Origin of the sequence: Actinoplanes derwentensis (assembly GCF_900104725.1) — a bacterium.
Lineage (GTDB): Bacteria > Actinomycetota > Actinomycetes > Mycobacteriales > Micromonosporaceae > Actinoplanes > Actinoplanes derwentensis.
Window position 1 is genome coordinate 2,985,612 of record NZ_LT629758.1, and the last position, 21,785, is coordinate 3,007,396.

Genomic DNA, 21,785 nt, shown 5'->3' on the forward strand with positions numbered 1-21,785 from the left:
TCAGGCGGTCCTCCGGGACCTGGCCCGACTCGCTCATGTCTGTGTCGCCTTTCGTGTCTCGATCGGGGCCGGCCGGTCAGGAGATGCCGAATTCCTTGCCGAGCAGGTCGAACATCTGGTCGTCGCTGGCCGACTCCAGTTCGTCGGCGAGCGACGCGCCACCGGCCGGTGCGGTGCCGGTGCCCTGCCAGGCCGCGAGCAGCCCGTGCAGGCGGGCGGTGACCCGGGACCGGTCCTGTTCGTCGGCGCTGGTGTCGAGCAGGCCGCGTTCCAGCTGATCCAGTTCGGCCAGCAGGGCCACCATCGGCGAGACCACCGCGGGCCGCAGTCGCTCCACCAGGTGGGCGGCCAGGGTTCCGGCGTTCGGGTAGTCGAAGACCAGCGTCGACGGCAGCCGCAGGCCGGTGGCGGCACCGAGCCGGTTGCGTAGTTCGACGGCGGTCAGCGAGTCGAAGCCGAGTTCGGAGAAGGCCCGTCCGGCCGGTACCGCCGCACCCGAGTCGTGGCCGAGCACCGCGGCGACCTGGTCCCTTACCACGTCGAGCACGAGCCGGTCCTGATCGTCCTCGGACAGTCCGGTGAGGCGCTGCCCGAGCGACGGCCCGGCCGGTGCCTCGGCACGCTGCCGTGGGGTGCGGATCAGCCCGGCGAGCAGCGGCGGCAGCATTCCGGCCGCGGCGGCCTGCCCGAGCGCCGCCGGGTCGAGGGCGAGCGGGGCGATCACCGGCACTCCGGCGCCGAGCGCGGCGTCGAAGGCGGCGAGACCCTGCTCGGCGGTGAGCGGCAGGATGCCACCGCGGCGCATCCGGGCCAGGTCGGCGGTCTCCCCCATGCCCGCGTCCCACAAACCCCAGGCCAGCGAGAGCGCCGGTACGCCGGTGGCCCGCAACGTGGTCGCATAGCCGTCGAGGAACGCGTTCGCCGCCGCGTAGTTGGCCTGTCCCCCGGTGCCGAACAGTCCCGCCGCCGACGAGTACAGGACGAACGCCGTCAGCGGCTGTTCCCGGGTGACCTCGGCGAGTGCCCGGACGGCGTCCACCTTGGCCCGGAACACGGTGTCCAGCCGGGCCGGGGTCAGCGACTCCAGCGCCCCGTCGTCGAGCACACCGGCCGCGTGCACCACGGCTGTGATCCGTTCCCCGGCGAGCGCGGCCCGGAGCGCTTGCTCGTCAGCGACGTCGCAGGCCACCGCCCGCACCCGGGCGTCCTCGATCACCAAGCCACGGCCGGAGCGGGACAGCAGGATCAGATTCTGCACGCCGTGTGCTCGCACCAGGTGCCGAGCGACGAGTTCGCCCAGGGTTCCGGTCGCCCCGGTGACCACCACGGCCCCGTCGCCCAGGTCCACCGGCGCGCCGGGGATGATCCGGGACAGCCGCGGCACACCGGCCACGCCGTCCCGGACCAGGACCTCCGGCGCCGGGTAGAAGAGGTCCGCCGGACCGTCGACCAGGTGGAACCGGTCGGGGTGTTCGGACTGCGCCGAACGGACCAGGCCCCAGAGGGCGGCACCGTCGGGGTCGGTCACGTCGGCGCCCACCGCACCGGAGGTCCGCACGACCAGCCGGGAATCGGCCCAGCCGGGGTCGGCCAGCCAGGTCTGGAGAAGGATCAGCAGGGCCGCCGAACGGTTCCGGGCGGTTCCCGGTGCGGTGGCGTCGACGACCAGGATCGGCGCCGGGGCGGGCAGGTCCCCGCCGAGGGTCAGGACCGCCGGGCGGACGGGGTCCGGGGTCAGGGCGGACGGGGTCCAATCCACCGTGTACAGCAGGCGGTCGGCGGGGCTGGTGGCGGCGACCGGCCGGAGCGAGAGGCTTTCGACGGCCGCGACCGGGAGGCCGGACGGGTCGGCGAGGGTGATCCGGACGGTGTCGGTTCCCGGGGCGGGGGTGATCTCGGCACGCAAGGCGGTTCCGGCCTTGCCCGTGATCCGCAGGCCGGTGAAGCCGAACGGTAGCCGGGCACCACCCTCGGCGGGCAGTGCGCCACCCGCGCCGATGGCGTGCAGTACCGCGTCGAACAGGGCCGGGTGCAGGGCGTATCCGCGGCCCACGTCGTCGATGGCGGCTTCGGCGTACACCGTGTCGGCGAGTCTCCAGACCCGGCGCAGCCCCTGGAAGGCGGGACCGTAGTCCAGCCCTCCGGCGGCCGCCGTGGCGTAGAAGCCGGAGATGTCGAGTTCCTGAGCGCCGACCGGGGGCCAGGTTCCGGCAGGGAGCTCCGGCACCGGGTCGGCCGTCTCGGTCAGCAGGCCCGCGGCGTGCAGTGTCCACGGTTCGCCCGTGCCGGTACGGGAGTGGATGGTCACCGCGGAGCGTCCGGCGTCCGGGACGGCCAGGGTCACCCGGACCTCGGCCGGCTCCCCGGCGTCGAGGGTCAGCGGCGCTTGGAGCAGCAGTTCGTCCAGGACCGGAAGGCCGGCCTGGTGACCGGCGGCGAGGGCGAGTTCGGCGAGGGCGGTGCCCGGTACGACCGTCCGGCCGCCGATCGTGTGATCGGTCAGCCACGGGTAGGCGGCGGTCGACAGGCGGCCGGTGAGCACCCGTTCGCCGGACGGCAGTTCGACGGCGGCACCGGCGAGCGGGTGACCGGTTCCGGTCAGGCCGAGCCCGGCCGCGTCACCTGCCGGGCCGGTTCGGGCCCGCGGCCAGAAACGCCGGTGCTGGAAGGCGTAGGTCGGCAGGTCGGCGCGTGGCCCGTCACCGAGGACCGCGGTCCAGTCCACCTCGACACCGGCGGTGAACAGTGTGCCGACGGCGGTGAGCAGCGTGGTGACCTCGTCCCGGTCCCGGCGGAGCGCGGCGACGGCGGTGATCCCGTCCCGCTCGTGCGCCTCGGTCACGGCCGGGATCAGGCTGGTCAGGACGGTGTCCGGGCCCAGCTCCAGGACATGGACGTGCCCCAGTCGTGTCACCGCGTCGGCGAAGCGGACCGGTTCGCGGACCTGCCGCACCCAGTACGACGGGTCGGTCCAGTCGGCTTGCGCGCCCACGGTCGACACGTAGGCCAGGTCCGGGGTGTGGAAGGTGAGGGTCTCCACCACGGCCCGGAAGTCGTCAAGCATCGGGTCCATCAGCCGGGAGTGGAACGCGTGGCTGGTGCGCAGCCGGGTCGTCTTCCAGTCCGGCATCTCCGGAACGTCCGGGCCGGAGACGACCACCGCGCGGGGCCCGTTGACCGCGGCGATGTCGAGGTCCGGGAACGCCGCGCGCACCTCGGCCTCGGACGCCTGCACCGCCACCATCGCCCCACCGGCCGGAAGAGCCTGCATGAGACGGGCACGGGCGGACACCAGGGTCGCCGCGTCCGTCAGGGAGAGCACTCCGGCGGCGTGGGCGGCGGCGATCTCACCGATCGAGTGGCCGGCCACCACGTCGGGTTCCAGGCCCCACGATCGGATCAGCGCCAGCAGGGCCACTTCCAGGGCGAAGATCGCCGGCTGGGCATAGCCGGTGTCGTCGACGTCGAGAGACGTTGCACGGGCAAGGTCCGAGCGCCTTTCAGCGTGGTGATCCGGGGTTCGATTCGCACCCGAAGTCACCACGCTCTTCGGGGCACGGGACGTCTCCAGCAGCGCGGTCACCTCGTCGTAGGCGGCCCGGTAGACCGGGAACGCCTCGTAGAGTCCGCGGCCCATGTCGCGACGCTGCGAGCCCTGGCCGGTGAAGAGGACGGCTAGGGGTGCCCGGTGGGCTTCGCCTGAGGTGATCGGGCCGGTCAGGGCGTGGTCGAGGGCAGTGCGGTCGGCGGCCACGAAGACGGCGCGGTGACGCAGTGGTGCCCGGCTGGCCAGGGTCCGGGCCAGCTCGCCGAGCGGGGCGTTCGTCCGGTGCAGGCGGTCGGCCTGAGCACGGAGGGCGTTCTCGTCGGCTGCGGTGATCACCACCGGCACGGCCGACGCCAGCGGCACGGCCGACGCCAGCGGCACGGCCGTCACTACCGGCACGGCCGGGCGGGCCGTGCCGGTGACGGGGAGCGCGGTGCTGGTTGGGGACGGTGCTGCTTCGAGGATGACGTGGGCGTTGGTGCCGCTGATGCCGAACGACGACACGGCTGCACGACGTGGGCGGTTCGCGGACGGCCATTCGCGAGACGACGTCAGCAGCTCCACTGAACCAGCCGACCAGTCGACCTGCGAGGACGGGCTGTCCACGTGCAGCGTTGCCGGGAGCACCCCGTACCGCATCGCCTGAACCATCTTGATGATCCCGGCTACACCAGCCGCAGCCTGCGTATGACCCAGATTGGACTTCACCGAACCCAACCACAACGGGTCACCGGAACGATCCTGACCATAGGTGGCCAGCAGCGCCTGCGCCTCGATCGGGTCGCCGAGGGACGTGCCGGTGCCGTGTGCCTCCACGACGTCGACGTCGGCGGTGCTGAGCCGGGCCGCAGTAAGGGCCTGGCGGATGACCCGTTGCTGTGAGGGGCCGTTCGGGGCGGTCAACCCGTTGGAGGCGCCGTCCTGGTTGACCGCGCTCCCTCGTACCACAGCAAGGACCTTGTGCCCTTGCCGTTGAGCGTCGGACAAACGCTCCACCAGCAGCATGCCGACACCCTCGCCCCAGCCCGTGCCGTCAGCGGCCTCCGCGAACGACTTGCAGCGGCCGTCCGCGGCCAGACCACGCTGGCGGGAGAAACCGACGAACGTGGACGGCGTCGCCATCACCGTCACACCACCGGCCAGCGCCATCGAACACTCACCGTTACGCAACGCCTGCACCGCCAGGTGCAGGGCGACCAGTGACGACGAGCAGGCGGTGTCGACGGTGACGGCCGGCCCTTCCAGGCCGAACGTGTAGGAGACCCGGCCGGAAGCGATGCTGCCGCCCGTACCCATGAAGCCTTCGGTCTCTTCGTCTGATCCTCCGAGGACCATGGCGTAGTCGTTGTACATGACGCCCACGAACACGCCGGTCCGTGAGCCGCGCAGTCCGAGCGGGTTCGCTCCGGCCCGTTCGAACGCCTCCCACGACGTTTCGAGGAGCAGCCGGTGCTGCGGGTCCATGGCCAGGGCCTCGCGCGGCGCGATCCCGAACAGTGCCGGGTCGAAGTCCGCGGCGTCGTGCAGGAAGCCGCCCTCACGGGTGTAGGACGTGCCGGGATTGTCCGGGTCGGGGTGATACAGATCAGGCCAGCCACGGTCGGTGGGGAATAGGCCGATGCCGTCCCGGCCGGTGGACACCAGCTCCCACAGATCGTCCGGCGACGCCACCCCACCCGGATAACGGCAGGCCATGCCGACGATCGCGATCGGCTCGTCGGCGGCGGTGACCGGGGTGGCCGCTGTCGGAACGGTGGCGGCCGGGGCGGGCCCGGCGAGTTCGGTGGCCAGGTGACCGGCGAGGACCTGCGCGTTCGGGTAGTCGAAGACCAGCGTGGAGGGCAACCGCAAGCCGGTGACCGTGGCCAGGCGGTTGCGCAGGTCGACGGCGGTCAGCGAGTCGAAGCCGAGTTCGCGGAACGCCCGGTCCGCTTCGACCGCGTCCGGCCCGGGGTAGCCGAGCACCCCGGCCACGTGAGTGCGGACCAGGTCGAGGGCGGCCCGTTCCCGCTGGTTGGTGGGCAGGCCGGCCAGCCGCCGGGCCAGGGCGTTGTCGGTGCCGGCGTTCGCGCGGACCGGTACCCGGACCAGGCCGGCGAGCAGCGGCGGCAGCAGCCCGGCAGCGGCGGCGACCCGCATCGGCGCGAGGTCGAGAGCCAGCGGTGCGACGGCGGCGTGGCCGGCGCCGAGGGCCGCGTCGAAAGCGGCCAGGCCCTGCTCCGGGGTCAGTGGCAAGATGCCACCCTGCCGGGCTCGGGCCCGTTCGGCGTCACTCAGCGACGCGCCCATGCCGGCTTCCCACAGGCCCCAGGCCAGCGAGGTGACAGGCACGCCTTCGGCGCGGAGATTGCTGGCGTACGCGTCGAGGAAAGCGTTCGCGGCGGCGTAGTTGGCCTGTCCCGCGTTACCGAGCACGCCCGCCGCCGACGAGTAGAGCACCACCGCCGTGAGCTGCTTGTCCCGAGTGGCGGCGACGAGGTTCCGGGCCGCGTCGATCTTGGTGCGGAAGACGGTGTCCAGGCGTTCCGGGGTCAACGACTCGACAATGCCGTCGTCGAGCACCCCGGCGGCGTGGATCACCGCGGTCACCGGTTCGTCGCGCAGCGCCGCCGACACCGCGTCGGGATCCGCGACGTCGCAGGCCAGCGCCCGCACACGGACGCCGTCAACAGCGAGAGAGCGGCCGGTACGGGACAACAACAACAGATCCCGTACGCCGTACCGGTCCACCAGGTGCCGGGTGATCAGCTCACCGAGTGTGCCGGTGGCGCCGGTGACCACCACGACGCCGTCGCCGAGCCCGATCGGGGCGGCGGCCGGAACCCGCGACAGCCGGGGCACCCTCACCACCCCGTCCCGGCTCAGCGCCTGCGGCACCGGTAGGTACACGTCGTCCGGCCCGTCCAGCAGGTGAACCCGGTCCGGGTGCTCGGACTGCACGGCCCGGACCAGGCCCCACAGCGCGGCACCGTCCGGGTCGGTGATCTTCTCACCGGCTGCGCCGTGGGTGCGGACGACGAGCCGGGAGCCGGACCATTCCGGGGCGGCGAGCCAGTTCTGCACCAGCCGCAGCAGGTCGGCCGCCCGGTCCCGGGCGGTGCCCGGCGCGGTCGCATCCACCAGAAGGACCGGCGGGCGGATCCCGGTGGCGGCCGGCGCGGCCGCCGTTTGGTTCTGGGTGGTGCCGGGCTCTGTCAAGGCGGCCGGCAGGTCCTGCCCCAAAGTGATGACGTGCGGGGCCTCCGGTGCGGCCTGGATGTCCTGCGGGGTCCAGGTGACCGTGTAGAGGAGACGGTCGGCGGCGCCGGTACTGACACCGGCCGTGGCCGGGCGCAGCGCCAGGCTGTCCACCTCGGCTACCGGTGTGTCGGCCGGATCGGTGATCGTGATGCGGACGGCGTCGGCTCCGGTGGTCCGGGTGAGCCGGGCCAGCAGGCGGTTCCCGGCCGTTCCGAAGACGCGCAGACCGGTGACCGCGAACGGCAACCGGGTCTCACCGTCGGCGAACATGCCACCGGCGGCGATCGCATGCAGAACCGCGTCGAACAGGGCAGGGTGCAGCCCATACCCGGTGACCGGATGGTCGAGTTCGACCTCCGCGAAGATATCGTCACCACGTCGGTGCACCGTCCGCAGCCCCTGGAAGGCGGGGCCGTAGACGAGCCCGGTGGCAGCCGTCGCCGTATAGAAGCCGGTCAGATCAAGCGGTTCAGCACCGTCCACCCCGTTCCAGACGGGGCCCGTCTTGGACGAGGCGGTGGGTTTGCCCGAGGCGGAGCTTGGGTGGGCGAGGCTTGGGTGTGCGGGCTCGGCCAGGGCGAAGCCTGGGTGGGTGGGTTCGGCCGAGGCGGTCAGGACGCCGGTGGCGTGGCTGATCCAGGATTCGTCGTCCTCGGTTCGGGCGTGCACGGTCACCGTTCGGCGGCTGTCCGGGCCGGGCTCGGCAAGCGTGACCCGCAACTGGACACCACCCTGTGCGGGTAGTGGTAGCGGGGCCTGGAGCAGCAGTTCCTCGACCACCGGCACACCCACGTGCTCTCCGGCGGCGCGGGCCATCTCGGCCAGCGCGGTGCCGGGAACCAGCGGGCGGCCCAGCACGACGTGGTCGGCCAGCCACGGGTGGGTGCTCAGCGACAGCCATCCGGTGAACAGGGCGGTGGTGGCGTCCGGCGCTTCCACGGCAGCACCGAGCAGCGGGTGGCCGGTGTCGGCGAGCCCGAGACCGAGGGCGTCCCGGCTGCCGCCGTCCCGCGGGCGCGGCCAGAAACGCCGGTGCTGGAACGGATAGGTGGGCAGGGCGGCGATGGGTCCGTCACCCAGTACCGCGGACCAGTCCACCGAGGTGCCCCGCCGGTACAACTCCCCGAGAGCGGTAAGCAGGGTCGCAACCTCGTCATGGCCACGACGCAGAGCCGCGACAGCGGTGACGACTTCCTGATGACCGGGCCGCGAGGCGGCCATAGCGGTGACGGCGTCGTCATGGTCGGGACGTGGTGCGGTGGCGGCCTCATCGTCGTCGTGGACCGTGTTCGAGATCAGGGTGGCCAGGACCGTGTCCGGGCCCAGTTCGAGGACAAGATCTGCGTCCAAGGCGTTGACAGCATCGGCGAAGCGGACCGGCTCGCGGACCTGACGTACCCAATATGACGGATCCATCCAGTCACCCGTTGAATCAACAGATGACACGTACGACAGCCGCGGCTCACGGAACGTCAATGTCGATACAACCGCACCGAAGTCAACCAGCATCGGATCCATCAACCGCGAATGAAACGCATGACTCGTCCGCAGACGAGTCGTCCTCCACGGCGACGCCACGACCTCCGCGATCTCGGACTCGCGACCAGAGACCACCACCGAACGCGGACCGTTCACCGCGGCGATGTCGATATCCGGGAACTCTGCCCGAATCTCAGCCTCAGACGCCTGCACCGCAACCATCGCCCCACCCGCGGGAAGAGCCTGCATCAGGCGAGCACGAGCAGACACCAAAGTCGCGGCATCCGCCAGCGAGAGGACCCCGGCCGCATAGGCAGCCGCGATCTCACCGATCGAATGACCCGCCACCACATCCGGCTCGACACCCCAGGAACGCACCAGCGCCAGCAGCGCCACCTCCAAAGCGAAGATCGCCGGCTGCGCACAACCCGTGTCGTCGATGTCTCCGGACAGATCCAACAACGCGGTGACCTCGTCATAGGCGGCCCGATACACCGGGAAAGCCTGGTACAGACCCCGGCCCATGCCGAGACGCTGCGCGCCCTGGCCGGTGAACAACACCGCCAGAGAGGTACGCCGGGCTTCACCGATGACGATGTCGCCGGTGAGGGCGCGATCGAGTGCGGCGCGGTCGGCGGCCACGATCACCGCGCGGTGGCGCAGTGGCGCACGCCGGGTCAGGGTTCGGGCGAGTTCCGCGAGTGGGGCGCGCGTGCGGAGCAGGCGGGCGGCGTGCTCACGAAGGGCGTTCGCGTCCGCACCGGTGAGCACGACCGGAACAGCAGCCAAAGCGGAGGGCTGCCCTGGAATCGATGTCAGCGCGGCGAATTCACCCGGAACAGCTGTCGGCTCATCCGGAATAGCTGCCAAGGCGTGCTCACCCGGAATGGAGCCTAGAGCCGCGGGTCCTCCCAGGACGCCTGACCGGTCCGTGGGCTCGGCGGCTGAGTCCGGAGACCAGGAATGGGCCGGCAACGGAGACGCCGACGGGGACGGGGACGGGGACGGGGACGGGGACGGGGACGGGGACGCTTCGAGGATGATGTGGGCGTTGGTGCCGCTGATGCCGAAGGACGACACGGCCGCACGACGGGGGCGGTCGACGGCGGGCCATGAGCGGGATTCCGCTAGTAGTTCGACCGCTCCGGATTCCCAGTCGACCTGGGTGGACGGGGCGTCGGCGTGCAGCGTTGCCGGGAGAACCCCGTACCGCATCGCCTGAACCATCTTGATGATTCCGGCTACACCGGCGGCGGCCTGGGTGTGACCGAGGTTCGACTTGATCGAACCCAACCACAACGGGTCACCGGAACGGTCCTGACCGTACGTAGCGAGCAGGGCCTGTGCCTCGATCGGGTCGCCCAGCGGCGTTCCGGTGCCGTGCGCCTCCACCACGTCGACGTCGGCGCTGGTCACCCGGGCGTTGGCCAGGGCCTGCCGGATGACGCGCTGCTGGGACGGGCCGTTGGGGGCGGTCAGGCCGTTGGACGCGCCGTCCTGGTTGACCGCGCTGCCCCGGACGATCGCGAGCACCGGATGACCGAGCCGCTCGGCGTCCGACAGACGTTCGACCAGGAGCATGCCGACGCCCTCGGACCAGCCCGTGCCGTCGGCGCCGTCGGCGAACGATTTGCACCGGCCGTCAGCCGACAGACCGCGCTGGCGGGAGAAACCGACGAACGTGTTCGGCGTCGCCATCACCGTCACACCACCGGCCAGCGCCATCGAACACTCACCGTTACGCAACGCCTGCACCGCCAGATGCAGCGCCACCAACGACGACGAACAGGCCGTGTCGACGGTGACCGCCGGGCCCTCCAGGCCGAACGTGTAGGAGACCCGGCCGGAGGCGATGCTGCCGCCCGTACCCATGAAGCCTTCGTCGCTGTCGGCCGACGCCCCCAGCGCCATCGAGTAGTCGTTGTACATGACACCGACGAACACACCCGTGCGTGTTCCGTGCAGCCCGAGCGGGTTGACCCCGGCACTCTCGAACGTCTCCCACGACGTTTCGAGGAGCAGCCGGTGCTGCGGGTCCATCGCCAGGGCCTCACGCGGCGCGATCCCGAACAGCGCCGGGTCGAAGTCGCCGGCCCCGTAGAGGAAGCCGCCTTCTCGCGTGTAGGACGTGCCGGGATTGTCCGGGTCGGGGTGATACAGATCAGGCCAGCCACGGTCGGTGGGGAATAGGCCGATGCCGTCCCGGCCGGTGGACACCAGCTCCCACAGATCGTCCGGCGACGCCACCCCACCCGGATAACGGCAGGCCATGCCGACGATCGCGATCGGCTCGCTGGAGGCGGCGGTGGCCGTCACCACCGGTACGTCCGGAACCACCGCGCCGAGGAGTTCGCCGAGCAGGTAGGTGCCGAGCGCGGTGACGGTCGGGTAGTCGAAGACCAGGGTGGACGGCAGTCTCAGGCCGGTAGCGGTGGCCAGGCGATTGCGCAGTTCGACGGCGGTGAGCGAGTCGAAGCCCAGGTTGCTGAAGGCGAGTGCCGGGTCGACGGCGGTCGCGTCGGCATGTCCGAGGACCGCGGCCACGTGGGTGCGGACCAGGTCGAGGACGGCGCGTTCCCGGTCGGTGGTGCTCAGCCCGGCGAGGCGGCCGGCGAGACCTCCGGCGGCCGGGTCCGTGCTGGTGCGGCGGCCGGTGGCACGGACCAGGCCGTGCAGCAGCGGGGAGATTCCGGGCCTGCCGACAAGGGAGGAACGGGAAGCGAAGGAAGAACCGGAGTCAAGGGGGGAACCGGAGGCCAAGGAAGAACCAGAGGCAAGGGGGGAACCGGAGGCGAGGGAGCCGAGGGCGGCGAGGTCGAGGCCGAGCGGCACGACGATGGCGCGATCGGCGTCGAGAGCGGCGTCGAACGCGGCCAGACCCTGCTCCTCGGTGAGCGGGATGATGCCGGCCTGCCGGGCGCGGGCGCGTTCGGCATCGCTGAGCGCACCGCCCATGCCGGCTTCCCAGAGACCCCAGGCCAGCGAGATCAACGGCACGCCTTCGGCGCGGAGCTTGCTGGCGTACGCGTCCAGAAAGGCGTTCGCGGCGCTGTAATTGGCCTGTCCCGCGTTGCCGAACAGTCCCGCCGCCGATGAGAACAGCACCAGCGCGCGCAGGTCCGGCCCGGTGGCCGCCGCGGCCAGGTTGCGGGCGGCGTCCACCTTGGCCCGGAACACCGTCGCGAGCCGTTCCGCTGTCAGGCTGGTGAGCAGGGCGTCGTCGAGCACTCCGGCGGCGTGGATGATCGCGGTCACCGGTTCGCCGCGCAGTGCCGTGGCGACCGCGCCGGGGTCGGCCAGGTCGCACGCGACGGTGCGGATCCGGGCGCCGTCGATGCCGGGGTCGCCGCCGGAGCGCGACAGCAGCAGCAGGTCCTGGACACCGTGTTCGGTGACGAGGTGCCGGGTGATCAGGCGGCCGAGGGTGCCGGTGGCACCGGTGACGACCACGACACCGGCACCGAGCCCGCCCGAAGCTGAGGCCGGGGCGGGAGCGGGGGCCGGGGCGGGAGCGGGGGCCGGGGCGGTGAGGCGTTCGAGGCGTGGTACGAGGACCTCGCCGTCGCGTACCACCGCTTCGGGAAGGTCTTCGAGGATCGTGTCGTCGGCCGCGTCGACGAGCTGGAGCCGGCCGGGGTGTTCGGCCTGGGCGGAACGGATCAGGCCCCACAGGGCAGCGCCGTCGGGGTCGGTGATGTGGTCGCCGGCCGCGCCATGGGTGCGCAGTACGAGCCGCGCCGCCGACCACTTCGGGTCATCGAGCCACTTCTGCAGGAGTGTGAGCAGGGCGGACGTGCGGTCCAGGGCGGTTCCCGGCGCGGTGGCGTCGACCAGCAGCCGTGCGGCGGGGTCGGGGAGTTCGGCGCCGAGCGTGATGGCGGTGAACGGTTCGGTCGTCGGGGTGGCGTCGGCCGGGGTCCAGCGCACGCCGTACAGGAGCCGGTCGGCGGTGGACAGCTGGGCGCCGGTGACGGGGCGCAGGGTGAGACGGTCGACTTCGGCGATCGGGCGGCCGTCGCCGTCGGCCAGTTCGACGCGGACTCCGTCGGGGCCGGTGGCGGTGAGGCGGGCCCGCAGTACCGGTCCGGCCTCCCCGGACGTGCGCACGCCGGTGAACGTGAACGGCAGCCGGATGCCTTGCGTGTCGAGCAGGCCACCGGCACCGACGGCGTGCAGGGCGGCGTCGAACAGGGCCGGATGTACCGCGTACCCGGCGCCGGTGTGCTCGTTGCCGACCTCGGCGAACACCTCGTTGCCGACTTCGGCGAACACTTCGTCGCCGCGGCGCCAGACCGCGCGCAGCCCTTGGAAGGCGGGCCCGTAGACCATGCCGGTCGCGGCCAGTGCGGGGTAGAAGCCGTCGAGCGGGACGGGTTCGGCGCCGGTCGGTGGCCAGACGGTCAGCCCGGCGTCGTGCGGGCGTGTCTCGTCGCGGGTCAGGGTTCCGGTGGCGTGGGCGGTCCACGGTTCGGTCTCGTCGGCGCGGGCGTGCAGGGTGACGGCGTTCCGGCCGTCCACGGTGTCGGCGGCCACGGTCACCCGGACCTGGACGCCACCGGCGGCGGGCAGGGTCAGCGGGGCCTGCAGCAGCAGTTCCTCGACGGCGGGCGTACCGGCTCGCACGCCGGCGGCGACGGCCATCTCGAGCAGGGCAGTGCCGGGTACGACGATGCGGTCGAGGACGGTGTGGTCGGCCAGCCACGGGTGGGTGGTGACGGCGAGGCGGCCGGTGAGGACGGTGTCGGCCGAGCCGGGTAGTTCGACCGCCGCACCGAGCAGGGCGTGACCGGTGCCGACCAGGCCGAGCCCGGCCGGGTCGGTGGCGGGGGCGGCCGGGCGGGGCCGGGGCCAGTAGTTGACGTGCTGGAAGGCGTAGGTCGGCAACTCGACGCGGGCCGCACCGGTGACGACGGCTCTCCAGTCGACGTCGACACCGGCCCGGTAGAGCGCGCCGACCGCGGTGAACAGGGTGGTGACCTCGTCGCGGTCCCGGCGGAGTGCGGCGACCGCGTCCGGGATCAGGGTGGCGAGAACGGTGTCCGGGCCCAGTTCGAGGACCCGGGCGGCGTCCAGCCTGGTGATCGCGTCGGCGAAGCGCACCGGTTCCCGGACCTGCCGCACCCAGTACGACGGGTCGGTCCAGTCGGCCAGCGCGTCCACGGTCGACACCACGGCCAGGCTCGGCTGGTGGAAGGTGAGGGTCTCCACCACGGCCCGGAAGTCGTCCAGCATCGGATCCATCAGCCGCGAATGGAACGCGTGGCTGGTCCGTAGCCGGGTGGTCTTCCACTGCGGCATCTCCGGAACATCCGCACCGGAGACGACCACCGCGCGGGGCCCGTTGACCGCGGCGATGTCGAGGTCCGGGAACGCCGCGCGCACCTCGGCCTCGGACGCCTGCACCGCCACCATCGCCCCACCGGCCGGAAGAGCCTGCATCAGCCGGGCACGCGCGGACACCAGGGTCGCGGCGTCCTGCAGCGACAGCACGCCGGCGGCGTACGCCGCGGTGATCTCTCCGATCGAATGCCCCGCCACCACGTCCGGCGTGACACCCCACGACCGGACCAGCGCCAGCAGCGCCACCTCCAGAGCGAAGATCGCCGGCTGTGCGTAACCGGTGTCGTCCACCTCACCGGTCAGCTCCAGCAACCCGGAGACCTCGTCATGGGCAGCCCGATACACCGGGAACGCCGCGTGAAGACCACGCCCCATGTCGAGACGCTGCGAGCCCTGGCCGGTGAAGACGACCGCCAGCCGCCCGTCGACGGCCGCGACCGGGGCGGGCACGCCGCCGGCGATGTCCATCAGGTCCATGACGGTCTGGTCGGCGGTGCGGGCCAGCACGACGGCCCGGTGGGTCAGCGCGGCCCGCCCGGCCAGTGCCGCGGCCACGTCCGGCAGCCGCACGGTGGGCCGGGTGTCCAGGAAGTCGAGCAGCCCGGTGGCCTGGGCGGCGAGCCCGTCCGGCCCGTGCCCGGAGAACACGAACGGCACGACCGGCAGCGGGTTCTCGGCCGGTTCCGGTTCGGTGGTGGCCGGGGGTTCCTCGAGGATGACGTGGGCGTTGGTGCCGCTGATCCCGAACGAGGAGATCCCGGCCCGGCGCGGATGCCCGGTACGGGGCCACAGGCGCGGTTCGGTGAGCAGTTCGACCGCTCCGGCGGACCAGTCGACCTGCCGGGACGGGCGGCCGACGTGCAGGGTGGCCGGGAGTTGCCCGTACCGCATGGCCAGCACCATCTTGATGATCCCGGCGACCCCGGCCGCCGCCTGGGTGTGCCCGATGTTCGATTTGATCGAACCGAGCCGCAGCGGTACGTCGCCGCGCCCTTTGCCGTAGGTGGCGAGCAGGGCCTGCGCTTCGATCGGGTCGCCGAGCGCGGTGCCGGTGCCGTGTGCCTCGACGGCGTCGACGGCGGTGGCGTCGAGTCCGGCGACGGTCAGGGCCTGCCGGATGACCCGCTGCTGGGAGGGCCCGTTCGGGGCGGTGATGCCGTTGCTGGCGCCGTCCTGGTTGACCGCGCTGCCGCGGACCACGGCCAGGATCGGGTGGCGGTGACGGCGGGCGTCGGAGAGCCGTTCGAGGGCGACCACTCCGGCACCCTCTCCCCAGCCGGTGCCGTCGCCGTCGTCGGAGAACGCCTTGCAGCGTCCGTCGGCGGCGAGTCCGCGCTGCCGGGAGAACTCGACGAACGCCCCGGCGGTGGCCATCACCGTGACACCACCGGCCAGGGCCAGGTCGCATTCGCCGGACCGCAGGGCCTGGGCGGCCAGGTGCAGGGCGACCAGTGACGACGAGCAGGCGGTGTCGACGGTGACGGCCGGCCCTTCCAGGCCGAACGTGTAGGAGACCCGGCCGGAGACGAGACTGCCGGGGCTGGTGCCGCCGGATCCGAGCAGGTTGGCGTAGTCGCCGTAGAGCACGCCGGTGTACACCCCGGTCCGGCTGCCGCGCAGCGAGTGCGGATCGATGCCGGCCCGTTCCAGGGCTTCCCAGGAGGTCTCCAGCATGAGCCGCTGCTGCGGGTCCATGGTGACGGCCTCGCGGGGGCTGACCCCGAAGAAACCGGCGTCGAAGTCGCCCGCCCCGGTGAGGAAGCCGCCCTGGTTCACGTACGAGGTGCCGGGGTGGTCGGGGTCGGGATGGTAGAGGGCGTCGAGGTCCCAGCCACGGTCGTCGGGGAAACCGGTCACGCCGTCGCGGCCGTCGGCGAGCAGCCGCCACAGCTGCTCGGGGGTGCTGACGCCGCCGGGGTAGCGCAGGCCCATGCCGACGATGACGATCGGGTCGTCCAGGTCGGTGGTGACCGTACGGGCGGGAGTGGCCGGGCCGGTGTCGGTGAGGTCGCCGACCAGTTCGTCACGCAGGTACCCGGCCAGCACGACGGGTGTCGGGTAGTCGAAGGTGAGCGTGGCGGGCAGGCGCAGCCCGGTCGCGGTGTTGAGACGGTTGCGCAGTTCGACGGCGGTCAGCGAGTCGAAGCCGAGTTCGTTGAACGGCCGGGCGGCGGGCACCCCGTCGGCGCCGGCGTGGCCGAGAACGGCGGCGGCCTGCACCCGGACCAGGTCCAGCAGCAGCCGGTCCCGGTCGGCGGGGGCGAGCCCGGACAGCCGCCGCGGCAGCGATCCGGCGTCGGTTCCGGCGGCCGCGCGGCGGTTGGTGTCCGGGGCCAGGTCCCGCAGCATCGGCGGCAGCCCGGCGTCACCCTGCCGGGCGCGCAGCACGGTGTGGTCGATGCGGATCGGCACGAGCAGCGGGCGTTCGCTGGTGCGGGCGGCGTCGAACAGGGCGAGGGCTTCGGGTAGCGGCAGCGGGGCGATGCCCCCGCGGGTCAGTCGCCGCCGGTCGACCTCGGACAGGTCGGCGGCCATCCCGGCGGTGGTGTCCCAGGCACCCCATGCCAGCGAGACACCCGGCAGGCCACGGCGGCGGCGGGCGGCGGCGAACGCGTCGAGGAACGCGTTGGCGGCGGCGTAGTTGCTCTGGCCGGGGGTGCCGAACAGGCCGGCCACCGAGGAGTAGGTGACGAAACTGTCCAGGTCGGCACCGGCGGTGGCCTCGTGCAGGTTGATCACGGCGTCGACCTTGGCGCGCAGCACCGCGCCGAGCCGGGCGGCGGTCAGGCCGGTGAGGACGGTGTCGTCGAGGACTCCGGCGACGTGCACGACCGCGCGGACGTCGACGCCGTCGAGGACCCGGTCGAGGTCGGCACGGTCGGCGACGTCGCAGCGCGCCAGCCGGACCCGGGCACCGGCCTCGGTCAGTTCCGACCACAGCTGTTCGGCGCCGGGCGCCCCGGTGCCGCTGCGGCTGAGCAGCAGCAGATCCCGGACACCGCGGGTGTGGACGAGGTGGCGGGCGAGCAGGGCGCCGAGGGTTCCGGTGGCGCCGGTGACGACGGTGGTGCCGGTGTCCCGGTCCGGGCGCGGCATGACGAGCACATTCTTGCCGATGTGCCGAGCCTGGCTGACGAACCGGAACGCCTCCGGGGCGTGCCGGATGTCCCAGGCGCGGACCGGCGGCAGCCGCAGCACACCCTGGCCGAAGAGGGCGGCGAGGTGGGTGAGCATGTCGTGGATGCGGTCCGGGCCGGCTTCGAACAGGTCGAACGGCCGGTACGTGACGCCGGGCAGGGTCGCCGGGTCGCGCAGGTCGGTCTTGCCCATCTCCAGGAATCGGCCGCCGGGGCGCAGCAGCCCGATCGAGGCGTCGATCAGGTCGCCGGCGAGGGAGTTGAGGACCACGTCGACCGGCGGGAACACGGCGGCGAACCCGGTGTCGCGGGAGGACGCGATGTCCCCGGCGGCCACGCCGAGGGCCCGGACGGCGTCCCATTTGGCCGGGCTGGCGGTGGCTACCACGCGGGCGCCGAGGTGCCGGGCGATCTGCACGGCGGCGGTGCCGACACCTCCGGCGGCCGCGTGCACGAGCACGGTGTCACCGGGCTGGACGCCGCCCAGATCGACCAGGGCGTACCAGGCGGTCAGGAAGGTCATCGGGACGGCGGCGGCCTCCGGGAACGTCCAGCCGCCGGGGATGTGCGTGAGCAGCCGCGCGTCGGTGACCGCGACCGGCCCGAACCCGCCGGCGAAAGCGCCCATCACCCGGTCGCCGGGGACCAGCCCGGTGACGCCGGGCCCGGTCTGCAGGACCACACCGGCACCCTCACTGCCCAGGTCGAGAGGGTTGTCGCTGGGGTGCACGCCGAGGGCGATGAGAACGTCGCGGAAGTTCAGTCCGGCCGCCCGGACACCGACCCGGACCATGCCGGGGCCGAGCGGGCCCGGGTCCGGGTAGGCGGCGAGCCGCAGCCGGTCGAGGGTGCCGCCGCCGGTGCTCTCCAGCCGCCAGGCCGGGGCGTCCGGCGGGGTCATCGCGGGGTTCGGCAGCACCCGGCTCAGCCGGGGCACGGCCACACTCCCGGCCCGGACCAGGGCCTGCGACACTCCGGCGGCGACCAGGGCGGGCAGGACGGCCCAGGACGCGGGGCTGCCGTCGACGTCGGCGAGCACGATGCGGGCCGGGTACTCCGACTGCGCGGACCGGATCAGGCCCCACACCGCCGCGTGCACCAGATCGGTGGGTTCCTCACCGGGCCCGCCGGCGACCGCCCCGGTGGTGGTGACCAGCAGGGTGGTGGCGGTGTACCGGTCGTCGGCCAGCCACTGCCGCACCGCCGTCAACACCCGCGCGGTGGCGGTGTGGACGTCGGCGGCCAGATCGGGGGTGCCCGGCTGCGGCGGGCAGTCCAGCAGCAGCACGGCCGGGGTGAGCGCGGTCAACGGCAGGCCGGTGTCGCGGGCCGGCCCGAACGCGGCCCAGTCCGCGGGTACCGGCACGTCGTCGACCGGTGTCTCGGCCCAGTCCACGCCCCACATCGAACGGCCCGGTCCCGCACCGGCGGCCGGATCACCGACCGGCCGCATGACCAGCGATCCAACGGTGACGACCGGGGCTCCGGTCCCGTCGGCGGCGGCCAGCGCCACCCGGTCGGCGCCGTCGGGGGTGAGCCGGACCCGCAGGGTGGTGGCCCCGACCGCGTGCACGGTGACGTCGGTGAACACGAACGCCATCCGCGCCGACCGGTCCGCACCGGTCTCGGCGAGCGCCACACCGTGCAGGGCCGCGTCCAGCAGCGCTGGATGCAGGTGGAAACGGCCCGCCGCGGCGGTCTCCGACTCGGGCAGAGTGACCTCGGCGTACACGTCACCGCCGAGGCGCCAGGCGGCGGTCAGGCCCCGGAACGCCGGCCCGTAGCCGAACCCGGCGCCGGCCAGCCGCTCGTAGAAGCCGTCCACCGGCAGCGCGACGGCCCCGTCCGGCGGCCACACACTGAGATCGAGATCGGTCACGGCGGCGGACGCCGGGACCAGACGGCCGGTGGCGTGCGTGACCCACGGCTCGCCGGGCAGGGCGTCCTCGTGCCGGGAGTGGACACTGACCGGGCGGCCGCCCGTCTCGTCCACGGCACCGGCGACGACCTGCAAGGCCACTCCCCCGGTGGCCGGCACGGCGAGCGGCGCCTGGACGGTGATCTCCTCCAGAACCGGGGTACCGGCCTGGTCCCCGGCACGCAGGGCCAGTTCGACCATCGCGGTGCCGGGCAGCACCGCAGTCCCGGCGACCGCGTGGTCGGCGAGCCACGGATGGGTGGCCGCGGCGATCCGGCCGGTGAGCACACTCCCGTCCCCACCGGCCAGGGTGAGCACGGCACCGAGCAGCGGGTGCCCGGTCGCGGCCAGACCGAGCCCGGCCGCGTCGACGGTGACCAGGTCGGCCGGCGACGGCCAGTAGACCCGATGCTGGAACGGGTAGGTGGGCAGGTCCAGACGGGCACCGCCGGCCGGGTACAGGCGCGGCCAGGTCACCGTGGAACCAGCGGCGTGCAGGCGGCCGAACGCGGTCAGCATCGACGTCGTCTCGTCCCGGTCACGGTGCAGCACGGCCACGCTGACAGCGGTCTCGGGCAGGGACTCGGCGGCCATCGCGGCGAGCACGGTGTCCGGCCCGAGTTCCAGCAAGTGCCCGGCACCCAGCTCGCCGAGGGCGGTGACGGCGTCGGCGAACCGGACCGGACGCCGCACCTGGTCCACCCAGTAGCCGGGGTCACTCCACTGGCCGACGGCCACCGGACGGCCGGTCACCGTGGACACCGCGGCGATCCGCGGTTCGGCGAAGGTCAGTCCGGCGACGACGGCCCGGAAGTCGTCGAGCATCGGCTCCATCAGCCGCGAATGGAACGCGTGACTGGTCCGCAGCCGGGTCGTCTTCCACTGCGGCATCTCCGGGACGTCCGCACCGGACACGACGACCGACTGCGGCCCGTTCACGGCGGCGATGTCGAGATCCGGGTAGGCCGCCCGCACCTGAGCCTCGGTCGCCCGCACCGCCACCATCACACCACCGGCGGCGGGCAGGGCCTGCATCAGCCGGCCCCGGGCGGTGACCAGCGCCGCGGCGTCGTCGAGGGACAACACCCCGGCGGCGTACGCGGCGGCGACCTCCCCGATCGAGTGGCCGGCGACGACCTCCGGTTCCAGGCCGAGCCCGCGGACCGTCTCCAGCAGGGCGACCTCGACCGCGAACAGGGCGGGCTGCGCGTACCCGGTGAGGTGAACATCGTCGGTGTCGAGCACCTCGTGCAGTGGCCGGTCCAGGTGCCGGTCGACCGCCGCGGCCACCGTGGCGAACGCCGCGGCATAACCGGGAAACCGTTCGGCCAGTCCACGGCCCATGCCGGGACGCTGCGAACCCTGCCCGGTGAACAGGAACGCGAGTTTCCCGGCGACCGGTTCCCCGGTGACCAGACCGACGCCGGGCTCCCCGACGGCGAGCGCGGCCAGCGCCCCGGTCAGGGTGTCCCGGTCGGCGGCCAGCACGACCGCCCGGTGTTCCAGCGCGGTCCGGCCGGCGGACAGGGCCCGGCCCAGGTCGGCGACCCCGACGTCCGGACGGTCCTCGACATACGTGTAGAGCTGCTGGGCTTGGGCGCGCAGGGCCGCCGCGTCCCGGGCGGACAGCACCACCGGATGCGGCGCCACCACCGGGACGGTCTCGGCCGGTGCGGCGGCGGGCGCCGGCGGCTCCTCGATGATCATGTGAACGTTGGTGCCGCTCACCCCGAACGACGACACCCCGGCCCGGCGCGGAACAGCCCCACGCGGCCACGGCCGGGCCTCGGTCAGCAACTCGACCGCACCGGCCGTCCAGTCCACGTGCGGACTGGGCTCGTCCAGATGCAACGACCGCGGCATCGTGTCGTGCCGCATCGCCAACACCGCTTTGAGGACCCCGGCGACACCCGCGGCCGCCTGCGTGTGCCCGATGTTGGACTTGACCGACCCCAGCCGCGCCGGCCCCCCGGCCCGGTCCTGGCCGTAGGTGGCCAGCACCGCCTGCGCCTCGATCGGATCACCGAGCCGCGTACCGGTGCCGTGCGCCTCGACCAGGTCCACGTCGTCGACCGACAGACCAGCATTGGCCAGAGCCTGCCGGATCACCCGCTGCTGGGACGGACCGTTCGGGGCGGCGATCCCGTTGGACGCGCCGTCCTGGTTGACCGCACTGCCCCGGATCACCCCGACGACCGGATGACCGAGCCGCTGCGCCCGCGACAGCCGCTCCAGCAGCACCACACCGACACCCTCGGACAGGCCGATCCCGTCCGCCCCGGCCGAGAACGCCTTGCACCGGCCGTCGGCGGCGATCCCCCGCTGACGGCTGAACTCGGTGAACGCGTCCGGGGTCGCCATCACCGTCACCCCACCGGCCAGCGCCATCGTGCACTCGTCGTTGCGCAGCGCCTGCGCGGCCAGGTGGATGGCGACCAGCGACGACGAACAGGCGGTGTCGACGGTGACCGCCGGGCCCTCCAGGCCAAGGGTGTACGACACCCGCCCGGACAACACGGCAGCGGTCGTACCGGTGATCAGGAACCCCTCGGCGGCCTGCACGGTGCCACCGATCAGGCGTACGTAATCCTGGGTGTTGGAACCGATGAACACCCCCGTGCGACTGCCCCGCAGCGTGGCCGCGTCCATCCCGGCCCGCTCGATGACCTCCCAGGACGCTTCGAGGACCTGCCGCTGCTGCGGATCCATCGACAGCGCCTCACGCGGGCTGACGTCGAAGAACGCCGCGTCGAACTCGGCTGCCCCGTCCAGGAAACCACCGGCCGGCTGATGACCGTCGCCGCCGTCGGCCAGGTTCCAGCCCCGGTCCGCGGGTGGCCGGCCGATCGCGTCACCACCGGAATTGATCAGCCGCCACAGGTCGTCGGGAGTACGCACCCCACCCGGATAACGGCAGCTCATCGCCACGATAGCGATCGGCTCCCGATCGGCGGACTCCGCCTGGCGCAGCCGCTCACGGGTCTGGTGCAGATCCGCGGTGACCCGCTTGAGATAGTCGAGGAGCTTCTCTTGGTCCGTCAACTCGGGCCTCACCTGTCGGTTCGCGCGGTCAGCGCGGGGAAAGCGACGCAGAACCCGCCGGAGCGTCGTCTCCACTACCGGC

General features: G+C 72.9%; 1 protein-coding gene. It reads right to left on the reverse strand.

Features of this window, described 5'->3' with window-relative positions; all coding sequences use genetic code 11:
* Positions 1-76: 76 nt before the first annotated feature.
* Positions 77-21,703 carry a type I polyketide synthase gene (locus BLU81_RS51515; protein ID WP_269461045.1) on the reverse strand — a complete coding sequence of 7,209 codons (21,627 nt, stop codon included), beginning with the start codon at positions 21,701-21,703 and terminating at the stop codon, positions 77-79.
* Between the last annotated feature and the right edge of the window lie 82 nt (positions 21,704-21,785).